Here is a 15,681-nt window from a genome sequence, read left to right as displayed (position 1 = left end):
GTGCCGGTGGCGAGGCGGTGGTACGGTGCGGGCGCCTCCGGTCTGGATGGGTGCTGTCTGTGCCCGGGCCGATCGTGGGCCATCGGCGGCGGGGGTGCGGGCGGATCGTCCGGATATGGTACCACAGAGGAGAACTGAGAACCGCAGAGAGACACTGAGAAGAAAATGTGGCGTTGCGCGCGAAGCGCATGACACCCGGAACTGCCGGATTATGGGCCCGGGCGAAACAACCGATCCGCCGGAGCGGGCGCACCAGGTGCTTCCGCGTCACGACGATCGAAGCGTCCGTGCCACAACAGGCGCGGTTATTCCGCACCAAGCCCCAAGCGGCACAGGGCATCGCCACACGGGCGGGCCGATGAACCGCTTGTTACAACAGCAACCTCCGCACCGGGCCGCGCAACGTCCCCCTGATCCCCTGTGGTCCTCCGTCACCTCCCTTTATTCTCTGTGCGAACAGAAACGCGTCATCAACGCCACCGCCCCCGCCAATGACGCACCGCACCAACGTCCGCTCCGCCCCCAGCGCCCTCATCAGCCGTGCCGGGAAAACCCGCCCAGCCTCTCGACCCAGCCTCACCGAGTCCCGGCGACCCTGCTCTCTGTCCCCACGACATGAATGGTGATTTTCTTCGACATCAACGGCGGATCATGCGGGATATGGTCGCCGTCGGCCATCAGCAGCTGCAGCGTGTGCGTGCCTGGCGGCAATTCGATCACCGTTTCGGTCTGGCCAAGCCCGAAATGCAGGTGGTGCTTGTCGTTCGGGATCGGCTGATCCATCGGCGGCAGGTCCGTGTCCACCAGCAAATGATGGTGGCCGGTGTTCGGCTTGTAGGTTCCCGCCGGCGCCACCCCGAAATTGCGGGTGCCGAACCAGACATGGATGTGGGTGCTGTGAATGACTTCGCCATCATTCGGCCAGCCGATATAGACATAGGCGCCGGCCGGCGCCGGCGTCCGCTTGAAACCGCCCGCCGGCACGGCGTGAGCATCCGGTGCCGCGTGGGCATCCGGCGCGGCCTGACCCGCTGCCGCGGGATGCTCTTGCGCCGGCGGCGGCGCGGCGGCAGGCTCCTGGCCGAACGCCGGGGCGGCCAGCAGAGCGATTGCCAAAGCGCCGGACGGACCCGCAGCCCTTCGGATCATCCTGACCATGCGCGCCGTCCGCCAGCCCGGCGCACAGCATCCCCGGAAACCCTCGGCCTCCAGGGAGAGCATCGTCAGGCGATGCAACTCACCCATGGAATTCTCCTTTGCCACCGCGCTGTCAGGGCGGAACGATAATCGTGATTTTCTTGGAATAAAGCGGCGGATCGTGCGGGATGTGCGCGTCATCGGCGAACAGCAGCTGCAGCGTATGGCGGCCGGGCGGCAGCTCCAACCGCGTCTCGGTCTGGCCAAGGCCGAAATGCAGATGATGCTTGTCGTTGGGGACTTCCTGGTCGAGCGGCGGCAGGTCGGTGTCCACCAGCAGATGGTGATGGCCGGTGTACTTCTTGACGATCCCCGCCGGCGCCACTCCGGCATTGCTCAGGCCCATGCGGACCCAGAACTTGCCGCCCGGAATCACCTGCCCGTCGGCCGGCCAGATGATATAGACCCTTGCGTTGTCAGGCATGGGCTTGCGCTGCGCCATGGCGAAACCGCCGGTTGCCGCCAGGACGGCAACCGCACATGCGAGCAGACGCCTCTGCTTCATCGTTCGCTCCCCGTGTTGCCCTGCCGCACTTCAATACTTGCGTTGTCTTTGATTCGACGCATTGCGCGCTTCCGTCATTTGAAATCAATGAAAGTTTACGTTATCGCGAACGTGAGGCGCGGGCTGTGAACCCGCCCACACCACCGCGCCGGCCGATGGGCTACAACACGCCGAGGGTCGGTTGAGGCACGCGGCCGTTGCCTTACCGTTATGGCGACTACCCGGGACAAGCCTGGGCACAGGCTCCGGGTCGGCATCCAGGCCTTCGCTGGTACCAGCCCCGCAAGGCGTGGATGGCGGGCCTGCGCCAGCCATGACGACAGGGCGCGCCGGCGCGCGAAACGGACCGGCCTTTTGTTTCACGCGTATCTTCACCGCTTCGCGCATTCGGACGCGAGCGGGGTCTGCTTCAGGTTTGTGACGAAAGGATCTTCGACGATGCCGCGCCTGTTGAACCATCTCGGCCGGGCCGTGCTGCACCTGGGCCTGGCGGTCGCGTCGCTCGCCTGTGGCCGGGCGCACGCCGAGGATGCCGTGCTGCTGGCCTCGACCGTGCCCGGCTACAACCCCGGCATGGTGGTCGCCACCGCCGATCGGCTGAGCGTGCCGGAGGGGGCGACGGCAACGTTGCTGTTCCAGTCAGGCGAAGTCCTGCGCCTGCGGGGCCCGTTCGACGGCACGCTGGCACAGCAGCGGCCAAGCGGGGGCAGCGGCAGCGCCGCCATGTTCGCCGACATGTTCCGCCTGCACGGCGTCGACGCGACGGTCATCGGCGGCACCCGCTCGATCAATCCGGGGCGACCGGTCGCGGCGCTGGACGATGTCCAGGTCGATCCCGAACGGTCCGGCACCTATTGCGTGGAACCGGCCACGTCGGTGTGGATCACCCGGCCGTCCGGCGGGCCGGGCACCTATGCGCTGCGCCGCAAGGGCAACAACCGGGCCCTGGCCTGGCCGCAGGGAGCGCAGCGCATCGAATGGCCCGCCGACGTGCCGATCGAGGACGGCAGCCAGTTCGAGATCACCACCGGCGGCACGGCGCGGGCGACGGTGACGTTCCGTGACGTCGCGTCCACCACCGGCGGAGCGGCGCGGATCGCCCGCGGCTTCGTCCTGGGCTGCCGCGACCAGTTCGAGGAAGAACTGAAACGGTTCAGCCGCTTGGTGGTCGGGCCCGAGGTCTGGATCACCACCGACCGCGGGCGGCGGCCGACCTACCATGCCGGCGAGCCGATTGCGCTGACGGTGACGGCGAACATGGACGGCTACCTGTATTGCGTCGCCGGCGCGGACGGCGGCGCCAGGCCGCTTTTCCCGGCCGGCGCGTTCAACGGCGCGCAACTGCCCGGCTCGGTGCCGCTGCCGATCCCGGGACGGCGGCAGCCGGTTGGGCTGACGGCCTCGCCGGCCGTCGGACAGGTCCGCTGCTGGCTGGCGGACCGGGACATTTCGCCGGAACTGCCGCACGCGCTGCTGGGCGCGCCGTCGGCGCCTCTGCCGGATCAGATGGCGGGTGAGCTGGACGCGCTGTTCAGCCATATCGGCGGGACCCGGATCGAGACGGACGTGCTGACGATCAGGACGGAGTAGGCGGCGGCTGGGTTCGGGATGCGTGCGGCAGGGAATGGATGCAGGCGGAGCAAGGGCTTCTCCCCATCGTCATAGCCGGGCGTGTCCCGGCCATCTGCGCTTCGACGGCGGGGGGTGGATGGCCGGGATACGCCCTACGGGATGCACACATCTCGGAAACGGTCCGCCGCTGCATTTCCCTTTCGTCATGGCCCGGCTTGTCCGGGCCATGACGATGGGGGAACGCTCTTGGCGCCCAGGCAAGCACTTGATTTTACGGTCATTTCCGACTCGTTTCCAGGATGTGTGCATTGCGTAGGGACACGCCCGGCCATGACGAGGGGGGACCTACGGCTCCGCCACGACGCTGTCGTCGGCATCCAGGCTGAAGGCCGCGGCCATCAGCGCCCGCGTGTAGTCGTGCCGCGGCCGGGAGAGCATCTCCTCGGCCGGCCCCTGCTCGACCAGCCGCCCCTGGCGCAGCACCAGGATGCGGTGCGCCAGCGCGCGGACGACGCGCAGGTCGTGGCTGATGAACAGATAGCCCAGGCGGTGGTCGCGCTGGAGCTGCTGCAACAGATCGACGATCTGCGCCTGCACCGACATGTCCAGCGCGCTGGTCGGCTCGTCCAGCACGACGAAGCGGGGCTTCAGCACCATGGCACGGGCGATGGCGACGCGCTGGCGCTGGCCGCCGCTGAACTCGTGCGGGTAGCGGTCGCCGCTGTCGGCGGGAAGGCCGACCTCCTCCAGCGCCGCCGCCACGCGCCAGGCGCGATCGGTGCGAGACAGCGCGGGCTCGTGCACCGTCAGGCCCTCGCCGACGATCTCGGCCACGGTCATGCGCGGCGACAGGCTGCCGTAGGGGTCCTGGAAGACGATCTGCATGTCGGCGCGCAGCTTGCGCAGGCGCTTCTTGTCGAGCAGCGACAGGTCCTGGCCGTCGAACCGGATGCAGCCCTGCGCCTCGGCCAGGCGCAGCAGCGCGTAGCCCATGGTGGACTTGCCGGAGCCGCTCTCGCCCACCAGCCCGACGGTCTCGCCTTGGTGGACGAGGACGTCGACGCCATCGACGGCGCGGACATGACCGACGACCCGGCGCAGCACGCCGCGGCGGATCGGGAAGTGCACCTTCACGTCGCTGCCCTGCATCAGCACCGGGGCGTTCGTCTCCAACGGCAGCGGGCGGCCGCGCGGCTCGGCGGCGAGCAGCATTTTGGTGTAGGGATGGCGCGGCGCGCCGAACACCTGCGACACCGCGCCGGCCTCCACCACGCAACCGTTCTTCATCACGCAGACCTTGTCGGCATAGCGCCGCACGATCGACAGGTCGTGGCTGATCAGCAGCAGCGCCAGGCCGCGGGCCGCCTTCTCCGCCGCCAGCAGCTTCAGGATCTGCGCCTGGATGGTGACGTCCAGCGCCGTCGTCGGCTCGTCGGCGATCAGCAGGGCGGGGTCGTTGGCCAGCGCCATGGCGATCATCACCCGCTGCCGCTGGCCGCCGGAAAGCTGGTGCGGGAAGGCGTCGAGCCGGTGAGCGGCGTCGGGAAAGCCGACCTCGCAGAGCAGTTGGACGACGCGGGCGCGGGTGGCGGCGGGGGAGAGCTTCTGGTGCAGGTGCACGGCCTCGGCGATCTGCTTGCCGATGCGGGTCAGCGGGTTGAGGCTGGTCATCGGCTCCTGGAACACCATGCCGGCGACGCCGCCGCGCAGCCGGCGCAGCAAGCCATCGCCGGCGCCGATGACGCTCTGGCCGTCCAACACCACGCGGCCGGTGGAGACGCCGCCGGTCGGCAGCAATTGCAGCAGGGACAAGGCGGTCAGCGACTTGCCGGAGCCGCTTTCGCCCACCAGCGCCAGGGTTTCGCCGCGGTCCAGGGTGAAGCCGACGCCGTCCACGACGACGCGCTTGCCGAAGGAGACGGTCAGGCCCTCGACGGTGACGAGGCTCATTGGCGTGGGCCGATGATGGGGGTCTTGCGCGGGTCGAAGGCGTCGCGCACGGCCTCGCCGATGAACACCAGCAGGGTCAGCAGGGTGCCCAGCACCAGGAAGGCGGTGATGCCCAGCCAGGGTGCCTGGAGGTTGTTCTTGCCCTGCGACACCAGCTCACCCAGCGACGGCGAGCCGGGGGGCAGGCCAAAGCCGAGGAAGTCCAGGCTGGCCAGGATGGTGACCGAGCCGGACAGGGTGAACGGCAGGAAGGTCAGCGTCGCGACCATGGCGTTGGGCAGGATGTGGCGCCACATCACCGCCGTGTCCGACACGCCCAGGGCTTTCGCGGCGCGGACGTAGTCCAGGTTGCGGCCGCGCAGGAACTCGGCGCGCACCACGCCGGTCAGGTTCATCCAACTGAACAGCAGCAGGAAAAGCAACAGCACCCAGAAGCTGGGGGTGATGATGCTGGCGAGGATGATCAGCAGGTAAAGCTGCGGCATGCCCGACCAGATCTCGATGAAGCGCTGGAACAGCAGGTCCACCAGGCCGCCGCGATAGCCCTGGATGGCGCCGGCGGCGATGCCGATGACGGAGGAGATCGCGGTCAGGGTGAAGCCGAACAGCACGGAAATGCGGAAGCCGTAGATCACCCGCGCCAGCACGTCACGCGCCTGGTCGTCGGTGCCCAGCGGGTTCTGCCAGTCCGGCGGGGACGGCGCGGGCGTCGGCAGGGCCTTGACCAGCGTGTCGTAGGAATACGGAACCAGCGGCCAGATCATCCAGCCATGCTTGCGGATCGCCGCCTGCACATCCGGATCGGTGTAGTCCGCCCCGGTCGGCAGGAAGTCCGGGCCGAAGGTGTCCTCGCTGTAGTCCTGCAGCACCGGGACATACCAGTGGCCGTCGAAGCGGATCAGCAGCGGGCGGTCGTTGGCGAGGAATTCGGCGAACAGGGTGACGATGAACAGGACCAGGAAGATCCACAGCGACCACCAGCCGCGCTTGTGCGCGCGGAACACCGCCAGGCGGCGGCGGGTCAGGGGGGTCATGCCGGCAGCCCTTGCGGTTGAGCGCTACGGGGAACCGCACGTCGATGAAGGCGGGGCGACGGCGCGCTCTCATCGTCATGGCCCGGCTTGTCCGGGCCACCTATCGCGGCACAAGTGCTGGAATAGGTGGCCCGGACAAGCCCTACGCAATGCACACATCCTGGAAACGAGTGGGAAATGACCGTAAAATCAAGTGCTTGCCTGGGCGCCAAGAGCGTTCCCCCATCGTCATGGCCCGGCTTGTCCGGGCCACCTGTCGCGGCACAAGTGCTGGAATAGGTGGCCCGGACAAGCCGGGCCATGACGGGAGGAGCCACGCTGCGCGGACCGTTTCCGAGGTGTGTGCATCCCGTAGGGACACGCCCGGCCATGACGATGGAAACAGACCGCCTGTGCGTCCCAACCGACCCGCGGTCTGCTGTAGAACGATGGAACCGGGTCCATTGCCTCTCCGTCATGGCCGGGCGTGTCCCGGCCATCCACCCCCCACCGTCGAAGCGCAGATGGCCGGGACACGCCCGGCCATGACGGCAGGGCGACGACCACGCCCTGTTTCCGGTTCTGTCAGCGCCTATGCGGCCTGTCCGGACCACCTGTTCCAGCACATGTGCCGCGACGGGTGGCCCGGACGAGCCGGGCCATGACGGTGGGGGCGCGCCGTCGCCCTGTCCCAACCGACCTGCGGTCTGCTGTCGTATCGGATCCATCACTGCCGCGCCTCGAAGTCGATGCGCGGATCGACGACGGTATACATCATGTCGCCGACGATCTGCATCAGCAGGCCGAGCAGGGTGAACATGTAGAGCGTGCCGAACATCACCGGATAATCGCGCCGCATCGCCGATTCGAAGCCCAGCAGGCCCATCCCGTCGAGCGAGAAAATGATCTCCACCAGCAGCGCGGAGGAGAACAGGATACCGATGAAGGCCGAGGGGAACCCGGCGACGATCAGCAGCATGGCGTTGCGGAACACGTGGCGGTACAGGATGCGCTGCTCGCCGGCGCCCTTGGCCCGGGCGGTGACGACGTACTGCTTGCGGATTTCCTCGAGAAAGCAGTTCTTGGTCAGCACGGTCAGCCCGGCGAACCCGCCGACGACCAGCGCCGTGGTCGGCAGCACCATGTGCCAGAGGTAGTCCGTGATGCGGGCGGGCATGCTCCAGGCCGCGGCCCCCTCGCTGTGCAGGCCGCGCAGGGGGAACCACTGCACGAAGCTGCCGCCGGCGAACAGCACGACCAGCAGGATGGCGAACAGGAACCCCGGCACCGCGTAGCCGACCAGCACCGCGGCGCTGGAGGCCACGTCGAAGCGGCTGCCGTCCCGCACCGCCTTGGCGATGCCCAGCGGGATCGAGACGAAATACACCAGCAGCGTGGACCACAGCCCGAGCGAGACGGAAACCGGCATCTTCTCCTTGACCAGCTCGATCACCGGCTTGTCGCGGAAGAAACTGCGGCCGAAATCGAACGTGAGATAGCCCCGCACCATCAGCAGGAAGCGTTCCAACGGCGGCTTGTCGAAGCCGAACATCTTCCTGATGTCCGCCAGCACATGCGGATCCAGCCCGCGCGCGCCGCGATAGCCGTTGTCCGACGTCGGCGCCGTCTCCGCCGCCCCGGCCCCGGTCACCCGCCCGATCACGCCGGTGCCGCGGCCCTTGAGTTCGGAGATCATCTGCTCCACCGGCCCGCCCGGCGCGAACTGGACGACCACGAAGTTGATGGCGATGATCCCGAACAGCGTCGGAATCACCAGCAACAACCGCCGCACAAGATAGGCGCCCATCAGTGCACCAGGCTTGTGGCAGGACAGGAAGGCCAGGGCTCCGCCCCCCCGCCTCCGCAGGGGGCATGCCTGGACCCGCAAAGGGGGCGACGCCCCCTTTGATCCCATGACGGCGGGTGGACAGGAGGGGGCAACGCAGCGGTTGCAACCGGCGCGGTCGCCCCCTCCTGTCCAGCCGCCATTAAGGGGTGCCAAGGGCCGTCGGCCCTTGGCGGGGTCGAGGGGCGGAGCCCCTCGCCTTTCCTTCCCTGCCTCATAGCCCGCTGCGCCGGGCGGCGTCGTTGGCGGCGGCTTTGACGGGGTCGAGCCACCAGCTGTCGAAGGCAATGCCGGTGCGCACCGGCTTGTCGACGAAGCCGAAGCGGTTCCAGTAGGCGGCGCGCACGGACTGCAGGTACCAGTGCGGCACGACGTACCAGTTGAACAGCAGGACGCGGTCCAGGGCATGGGTCGCGGTCAGCAGGTGGGCGCGATCGGGAGCGGTCAGGACCTGGTGCACCAGGTCGTCGATCACCGGGCTGCAGACGCCCATCAGGTTGTCGCCGCCCTCGGGCTTGACGGCGGGGCAGGTCCAGTAGCCGCTCTGCTCGTTGCCGGGACTTTCGGACTCGCCGAACGCCACCACGATCATGTCGTAGTCGTAGGTGTCCAGCATGCGTTCATACTGCGCCGGATCGACGGTGCGCACGTGGGCGTCAATGCCGATCTTGGAGAGCCATTGCACGTAGGGGAGAGCGACGCGCTCGAAGGCGGGCTGGGCCAGCAGGATCTCGAAGCTGAAGGGCTGGCCGTTGGCGTTGACCAGCTTGCGGTCGCGCACCTTCCAGCCGGCCTGCTCCAGCAGCTTCAGCGCGGCGCGGAGTTCCTTGCGGTTGTTGCCGGAGCCGTCGGTCACCGGCAGCGTGAACGGCTGGGTGAACAGCTCGGGCGGGAGCGCCTCGCGGTACTTGTTCAGCAGGGCCAGCTCGTCGCCTTGCGGGATGCCGCTGGAGGCGAGGTCGCTGTTGCTGAAGTAGCTGGTGGTGCGGGTATAGGCGCCATAGAACAGGTTGGCGTTGGCCCACTCGAAGTCGAAGGCCAGCGCCAGGGCGTGCCGCACGCGGACATCCTGGAACAGCGGCCGGCGGGTGTTCATGCCGAAGCCCTGCATGCCGGTGGGCAGGTGGTGACGGAATTCCCGCTTGATGACGGCGCCGCGCTGCACCGCCGGGAAGTCATAGGAATTGGCCCATTCCTTGGCAATGTTCTCCTCGCGGAAGTCGATCTGCCCGGCCTTGAACGCCTCCAGCGCCACCGTCGAGTCACGGAAATACTCGGTGCGCCGCTTAGCGAAATTGTCCTGGCCGCGCATCACCGGCAGGTCCTTCGACCAGACGTTGGGCACGCGCTCCAGCGTCAGGGTGCGGCCGAACTCGTAATGGCCGACGCGGTAGGGGCCGGAGCCGAGCGGCGGGTCGGTCAGTGGCTTGTCGAAGTCGCGTCCCTGCCACCAGTGCTTCGGCAGCACGACCATCTGGCCGAGGATCAGCGGCAGTTCGCGGTTGGTGTTGGATTTGAAGTGGAACACCACCCGGCGCGGGCCCTCGACGGAGACCGAGGCGACGTCGGCGTAGTACTGGCGGTAGAACGGGCGGCCTTTGTCGCGCAGGGTCTCGAAGGTCCAGGCGACGTCCTCGGCGGTGACCGGGGTGCCGTCGTTGAATTTCGCTTCGGGCCGCAGCTCGAACGCGACGCCCATGCGGTCCGCCGGGATTTCGACGGTCTGGGCCAGCAGGCCGTATTCGCTCTCGGCCTCGTCGGCGTTGGGCTTCATCAGGGTGTCCCAGACCCGCAGGATGTCGGAGGCGGGGGTGCCGCGGACGATGAACGGGTTGAAGCTGTCGAAGGTGCCGATGGCGCCGAGCACCACCTCGCCGCCCTTGGGGGCGTCTGGGTTGACGTAGGGGAAGTACTTGAAATCAGGCGGCAGTGCCGGCTGTCCCAGTTGCGACAGCGCGTAGGTGCGCAGCGGCGCCGCGGCCGCGGCGGCTGGCGTCTGGGCATGGGCTGCCCCGATCCCGGTCAGCAGCAGGCCGACCAGCGCGAATCCCCAGCGTACCCGCATCCCTTAACTCCTTGTAACGCGCGCCATTATAGCCGATCGGCGGCCGGGTTGATCAATGCCAGGATGTCGGCATCCCGCCAATGGCCCCGGCGGCGTCGCGGCGGGCTGCGCCGGCCGCAGGGCCACCGTGACGGTACACGAACGGCCGTGCGGCACGTGAGGCGGTTGTTGCGCATCAGGCGCTGACGGCGAGACAGGGGCGCGAAAACTGCATGGTATCGGATGGTTGCCATCCCGCCTTATAAGATATATCTTACTGATTAGTTCTGGCTCAGCCCCTGCTGGCTGAGCGTCGTCCGCTGACGCACCGACCCAACCGCGCAGGAGGACAAGCCATGTCCGCTTCTGTTACGATAGAACAACATACAGCCGGGCCTGTCCAGGACGGCTCGCGACGCGATTTCCTGACCCTGATCACGACGGTGGGCGCAGCCATTGGCGCCGGCGCCGTCGCCTGGCCGTTCATCAACAGCATGGACCCGGCCCGGGATACGCTGGCCGCCGGCGTGCCGATCGACGTCGACCTCGGCAAGATCCAGGAGGGACAGCAGATCATCGCGCTGTGGCGTGGCAGCCCGATCTTCGTCCTGCGCCGCAGCAAGCAGGCGCTGGCGCGGTTGCAGGACCCGACGCTGACCGGCCGGTTGCGGGACCCGCAATCCAGCGTTCACCAGCAGCCCGCCTATGCCGAGAACTGGCACCGCAGCGTCAGGCAGGAGTTCGCCGTGCTGGTGGGCATCTGCACCCACCTCGGCTGCGTCCCCACCCTGTATTCGAAGCCGGATGCGACCGTCCCGGTGGAGAACTGGCCGGGCGGCTATTTCTGCCACTGCCATGGGTCGAAGTACGACCTGGCCGGGCGCGTTCATGCCGGCGTTCCGGCCCCGTACAACCCGCCGGTGCCGCGGTACGTCTTTACCAACGACACTACCGTGCAGATAGGCGAAAATCCGCCGGGCGACGACTTCGCGCTGAACAGCGTCGTGCAGATGTAAAGCCGAACCGGCTTCGCGGGGCGAACGTTCCGATATCGGACGGAGGTTTCCCCGTCACTCTGACGAGCGGGTCGTGTCACGAAGGCGCACGGGCGTCGGGCTGCACGAAAACGTCGAGTACCACGGATCGATCGGATCGATTTCGGAATACTTTGGCCGCCGCCGACCGGGCCCACTGCAAGTCATCCGCGAAGTGCCGGGCCAGGGAAAAACAATACGCCGATGGAGATGTCCCAATGCCTCATGTTACAGCAGACCGCAGGTTAGTTGGGACGCAGACGGCCTGTCTTCATCGTCATGGCCGGGCGTGTCCCTACGGGATGCACACATCTTGGAAACGGTCCGCCGCTGCGTTTCCCTTTCGTCATGGCCCGGCTTGTCCGGGCCACCTGTCGCGGCACAAGTGCTGGAATAGGTGGCCCGGACAAGCCGGGCCATGACGATGGTGGAACGCTCTTGGCGCCCAGGCAAGCACTTGATCTTACGGTCATTTCCGACTCGTTTCCAGGATGTGTGCATTGCGTAGGGCGGGTCCGGGCCACCTGTCGCGGCACACGTGCTGGAATAGGTGGCCCGGACACGCCGGGCCATGACGGTGAGGACAGGCCGCCTGCGTCCCAACTTACTTGCGATTTGCTGTAGCCAGCGGGACAGGAGGAAATGGCCTGCCAGCAGGCCTTGCCAACGCAGGAAAAAGCCGAACAGCACCATGGCTGTCCGGCTTTTCATCACTCCCGGGCTTTGGTCAACCCACACAGCCATGTCCGGCCGTACAGGGATGTCCCGTCGAAATCACAGCAAGTCGAAACGATCGGCGTTCATCACCTTGGTCCAGGCCGCCACGAAGTCCTGCACGAACCTGGTCTTGTTGTCGTCCTGCGCATAGACCTCGGCATAGGCACGCAGAACCGCGTTCGAGCCGAACACCAGATCGACGCGGGTGGCCGACCATTTCACGGCGCCGGTGTTGCGATCGCGGACGTCGTACAGGTTCGGCCCTGCCGGTTGCCACGTGTAGGCCATGTCGGTCAGGGCGACGAAGAAGTCGTTCGTCAAGGCGCCGACGCGGTCGGTGAACACGCCATGCCGTGCACCGCCGTGGTTGGCGCCCAACACACGCATGCCACCCACCAGCACGGTCATCTCGCAGGCCGTCAGTTGCATCAGCTGGGCACGGTCCAGCAGCAGTTCCTCGGCGCTGACGGCGTAGTCCTTCTTCAGCCAGTTGCGGAAACCATCGGCCAGAGGCTCCAGCACATCGAACGACTCGGCATCCGTCATCGCCGCCGTGGCATCGCCGCGGCCTGGCGCGAACGGCACCGTAACCGCAACGCCCGCCGCCTTGGCCGCCTGCTCGACGCCGACGTTGCCCGCCAGCACGATCACGTCGGCCACGCTGGCGCCGGTCTCGGCCGCGATCTTCTCCAGCACGACCAGGACCCTGGACAGGCGTGCCGGTTCGTTGCCCTCCCAGTCGTTCTGCGGCGCCAGGCGGATGCGTGCGCCGTTGGCGCCGCCGCGCTTGTCCGAACCCCGGAACGTGCGGGCGCTGTCCCAGGCTGTCGCGACCATGTCGCTGATGCTCAGACCGCTGGCGGCGATCTTTGCCTTCACCGCCGCCACGTCGTAGTCCTTGCGGCCAGCGGGCACCGGATCCTGCCAGATCAGGTCCTCCTGCGGGACATCCGGGCCGATATAGCGGGACTTCGGCCCCATGTCGCGGTGAGTCAGCTTGAACCAGGCGCGCGCGAACGCGTCCGAGAAGCAGGCCGGATCCGTGTGGAAACGCTCCGAAATCTTCCGGTAAGCGGGATCCATCTTCATCGCCATGTCGGCGTCGGTCATGATCGGGTTGTGGCGGATCGAGGGATCCTCCACGTCGACTGGCCTGTCTTCTTCCCGGATGGCGATCGGCTCCCACTGCCATGCGCCCGCCGGGCTTTTTTTCAGTTCCCAGTCGTGGTTGAGCAGCAGCGAGAAATAGCCATTGTCCCATTGGGTGGGATGCGTGGTCCAGGCCCCCTCGATGCCGCTCGTGACCGCATCGCGGCCGATACCGCGGCTCGTGTGGTTGATCCAGCCCAGCCCCTGCTCCACGAGGTCGGCGCCTTCCGGCGCGGCGCCGAGGTTGGCCACATTGCCATTGCCGTGGCACTTGCCGACGGTGTGGCCGCCGGCGGTCAGGGCCACGGTTTCCTCGTCGTTCATCGCCATGCGGGCGAAGGTGATGCGGACATCGTGGGCGGTCTTGAGCGGGTCGGGCTTGCCGTCCACGCCTTCGGGGTTGACGTAGATCAGGCCCATCATCGTGGCGGCCAGCGGGTTTTCCAGGTCGCGCTCGCCGGAGTAGCGGCTGCCTGCGCCGCCGCTGGGGGCAAGCCACTCCTTCTCCGAGCCCCAGTAGGTGTCCTTTTCGGGATGCCAGATGTCCTCACGGCCAAAGGCGAAGCCGAAAGTCTTCAGGCCCATCGACTCATAGGCCATGGTGCCCGCAAGCAGGATCAGGTCGGCCCAGCTCAGCTTGTTGCCGTACTTTTTCTTGATCGGCCACAGCAGGCGGCGCGCCTTGTCGAGGTTGACGTTATCCGGCCAGGAATTGATCGGCGCGAAACGCTGGTTGCCCCGCCCGCCGCCGCCCCGGCCGTCCGCGATGCGGTAGGTGCCCGCCGAGTGCCAGGCCATGCGGATCATCAGGCCGCCATAGTGTCCCCAGTCGGCCGGCCACCATCCCTGGCTGTCGGTCATCAGCGCCTTGAGGTCCTGCTTGAGCGCTTCGACATCCAGCTTCCTGACTTCTTCCCGATAGTTGAAGGCCGTGCCCATCGGGTTGGTCTTGGTGTCGTGCTGATGCAGGATGTCGAGGTTCAGTGCCTTGGGCCACCAATCCATGTTCGACATGCCGGCCGATGTCACCCCGCCGTGCATGATCGGGCACCTGCCGGAGGGAGTGGCGTTGTTACTATCCATGACTTGCTCCTTTGCTTGCACCATGTGACCGGGATTGTGCTGTCATCCCTTGTGACTCGTTGCGATACGCCTCATGGCAATCGTCAGCAGGTGCCCGGGCATCCCGGCCGTCTGCCCGCGACCGTCCAGGCATTGCGGCAAAATCAGACTGTTGCCGCGCCAATAGGTCCGCCTTCCGGCGCGATCGGGCCGGCGACGGTCAGACCCGCCGGACAGACGGCGACCGGCCCGCCGACCCCGCAGGGTGGCCTCGGGGACCACGGTGAACCTGCCGCTTTTGCGGGCCGTCGCCTGGAACCGCATCACCGTGGTGTTGATCAGGGACATAGTTGGTTCCTGCAGATTTGCCCCCGCAACGCTGTTCGCCAAAACTGGGGCCGTCCCGGCGGCTTGGCAAAAGATGGATACGGCACCTGTTTGACCAAAAAAAGCATAAAATACCGATTTGATTGATCGGTTAAATCGATTACAAATCCCTCATGAAGCCAATGCCTACCCTGCGCCAGCTCCGCTACCTGGTCGCGGTCGTCGAACGCCGCCATTTCGGGCGAGCGGCCGAGGCGTGCCTGGTCAGCCAGTCGACGCTCAGCGCCGCCATCCAGGAACTGGAGGATCTGCTGGGGGCGCCATTGCTGGAGCGGAGCCGGCGCCTGGTCGTGCCGACGGCACTGGGCCAGGACATCGCAACGCGGGCACAGGCCCTGCTGAAAGGCGCCGAGGATCTGGTGGACGCCGCGCTGGCGGCGCGCGATCCGTTCACGGGGCCGTTGCACGTCGGCGTGATCCCCACCATCGGGCCGTTCATGCTGCCGCAGGCGATGCCGGCGCTGCGCCTGGCGTTCCCGCAGATGAAGTTCTACCTGCGCGAGGATCAGAGCGCGCGGCTGGTGGAGCAACTCCATGCCGGCGGGCTGGACGCGGTCGTGCTGGCGCTGCCCTACCCGATGGAGGACGTGGAGACGATCGAATTCGCCCGCGACCGCTTCTGGGTGGCCTGCCCGCCGGGGCACCGCCTGTGCAAGGCCAGCGCGGTACGCCCCGCGGACATGGCGTTGGAGGACCTGCTGCTGCTGGAGGACGGGCACTGCCTGCGTGACCACGCGCTGTCCGCCTGCGAGCTGGAGGGCGCGCGGCGGAACGTCGCCTTCCAGGGCACCAGCCTGCACACGCTGGCGCAGATGGTCGCGAACGGGCTGGGGGTTACGCTGCTGCCGGAAATGGCGCTGGATGCCGGAATCCTGCGCGGCCTTGATCTGTCGGTCGTGCCGCTGGACGGCGAAACGCCTTATCGCCGCATCGGGCTGGCGTGGCGGCGCTCATCCGGGCGGAAAGAGACGTTCCACCGCGTAACGGCCGTCCTGCGGAATGCCATGACAAAGGGACCGGCGCCACAGGCGCATCAGGCATGAACGACGCCCCGCAGCCGATCGGCGTCCGGCGGCTCCAACCACTCACGGCAAGCCTTCGGGTTTGGGGAGAGATCAAGGCTGGCGTCGCAGCGGCCCAGGCGATTTTCCATCGCCATGCCCCATCACCACGCCCCATCACCGCGCCCCATCACCGCGCCCCAC

Annotated in this window: 11 protein-coding genes; 3 read left to right on the top strand and 8 right to left on the bottom strand. The window is 67.2% G+C overall.

What is annotated here, in order from left to right; translation table 11 throughout:
- Nucleotides 1-576: 576 nt before the first annotated feature.
- Together CCS01_RS15500 and CCS01_RS15495 are read right to left on the bottom strand one after the other, a co-directional pair.
- Nucleotides 577-1,245 (bottom strand): DUF4399 domain-containing protein, encoded by a 669-nt coding sequence (locus tag CCS01_RS15500; protein ID WP_239992182.1) that lies wholly within the window; start codon nucleotides 1,243-1,245, stop codon nucleotides 577-579.
- A 25-nt stretch (nucleotides 1,246-1,270) separates the two neighbouring features.
- Nucleotides 1,271-1,639, bottom strand: a complete 369-nt coding sequence (locus CCS01_RS15495) for a DUF4399 domain-containing protein (RefSeq protein ID WP_239992181.1) — start codon at nucleotides 1,637-1,639, stop codon at nucleotides 1,271-1,273.
- Between the two features lie 501 nt (nucleotides 1,640-2,140).
- Between CCS01_RS15495 and CCS01_RS15490 the strand changes: the two genes are divergently transcribed.
- Nucleotides 2,141-3,292: a DUF4384 domain-containing protein gene (locus CCS01_RS15490; RefSeq protein ID WP_158258414.1), complete on the top strand. Its 1,152-nt coding sequence runs from the start codon at nucleotides 2,141-2,143 to the stop codon at nucleotides 3,290-3,292.
- Between the two features lie 327 nt (nucleotides 3,293-3,619).
- On the opposite strand, the gene CCS01_RS15485 is transcribed toward CCS01_RS15490, so the two are convergent.
- From CCS01_RS15485 to CCS01_RS15470, 4 genes are all read right to left on the bottom strand, one after another.
- Complete coding sequence (locus tag CCS01_RS15485) at nucleotides 3,620-5,224, bottom strand: ABC transporter ATP-binding protein (protein ID WP_104519701.1); 1,605 nt, start codon at nucleotides 5,222-5,224, stop codon at nucleotides 3,620-3,622.
- Nucleotides 5,221-6,258 (bottom strand): ABC transporter permease, encoded by a 1,038-nt coding sequence (locus tag CCS01_RS15480; RefSeq protein ID WP_104519700.1) that lies wholly within the window; start codon nucleotides 6,256-6,258, stop codon nucleotides 5,221-5,223. The genes CCS01_RS15485 and CCS01_RS15480 overlap by 4 nt, the downstream gene beginning before the upstream one ends.
- 706 nt (nucleotides 6,259-6,964) lie before the next feature.
- The gene (locus CCS01_RS15475; RefSeq protein WP_104519699.1) at nucleotides 6,965-8,044 is read right to left on the bottom strand and encodes a microcin C ABC transporter permease YejB; all 1,080 of its coding nucleotides are present in this window, start codon (nucleotides 8,042-8,044) and stop codon (nucleotides 6,965-6,967) included.
- A 253-nt stretch (nucleotides 8,045-8,297) separates the two neighbouring features.
- Nucleotides 8,298-10,148, bottom strand: a complete 1,851-nt coding sequence (locus tag CCS01_RS15470) for an extracellular solute-binding protein (RefSeq protein ID WP_104519698.1) — start codon at nucleotides 10,146-10,148, stop codon at nucleotides 8,298-8,300.
- Nucleotides 10,149-10,483: 335 nt separating this feature from the next.
- Here CCS01_RS15470 and petA point away from each other — a divergent pair, with 335 nt between their 5' ends.
- On the top strand, nucleotides 10,484-11,143 hold the full coding sequence (gene petA / locus CCS01_RS15465; RefSeq protein ID WP_104519697.1) for a ubiquinol-cytochrome c reductase iron-sulfur subunit: 660 nt from the start codon (nucleotides 10,484-10,486) through the stop codon (nucleotides 11,141-11,143).
- A gap of 792 nt (nucleotides 11,144-11,935) precedes the next feature.
- Here the strand turns inward: petA and katG are convergent.
- Both katG and CCS01_RS15455 read right to left on the bottom strand, forming a co-directional pair.
- Nucleotides 11,936-14,110, bottom strand: coding sequence for a catalase/peroxidase HPI (gene katG, locus CCS01_RS15460; RefSeq protein ID WP_104519696.1), 2,175 nt, complete (start codon nucleotides 14,108-14,110; stop codon nucleotides 11,936-11,938).
- A 42-nt stretch (nucleotides 14,111-14,152) separates the two neighbouring features.
- A complete protein-coding gene (locus CCS01_RS15455; protein ID WP_104519695.1) occupies nucleotides 14,153-14,437 on the bottom strand; it encodes a hypothetical protein in 285 nt (94 codons plus the stop codon).
- Nucleotides 14,438-14,598: 161 nt separating this feature from the next.
- Here CCS01_RS15455 and CCS01_RS15450 point away from each other — a divergent pair, with 161 nt between their 5' ends.
- Nucleotides 14,599-15,519: a hydrogen peroxide-inducible genes activator gene (locus CCS01_RS15450; RefSeq protein ID WP_338049984.1), complete on the top strand. Its 921-nt coding sequence runs from the start codon at nucleotides 14,599-14,601 to the stop codon at nucleotides 15,517-15,519.
- The last annotated feature ends 162 nt before the right edge of the window (nucleotides 15,520-15,681 follow it).

Source organism: Rhodopila globiformis (genome assembly GCF_002937115.1).
GTDB classification, from domain to species: domain Bacteria; phylum Pseudomonadota; class Alphaproteobacteria; order Acetobacterales; family Acetobacteraceae; genus Rhodopila; species Rhodopila globiformis.
This window is presented reverse-complemented; position numbering and strand designations above follow the sequence as displayed.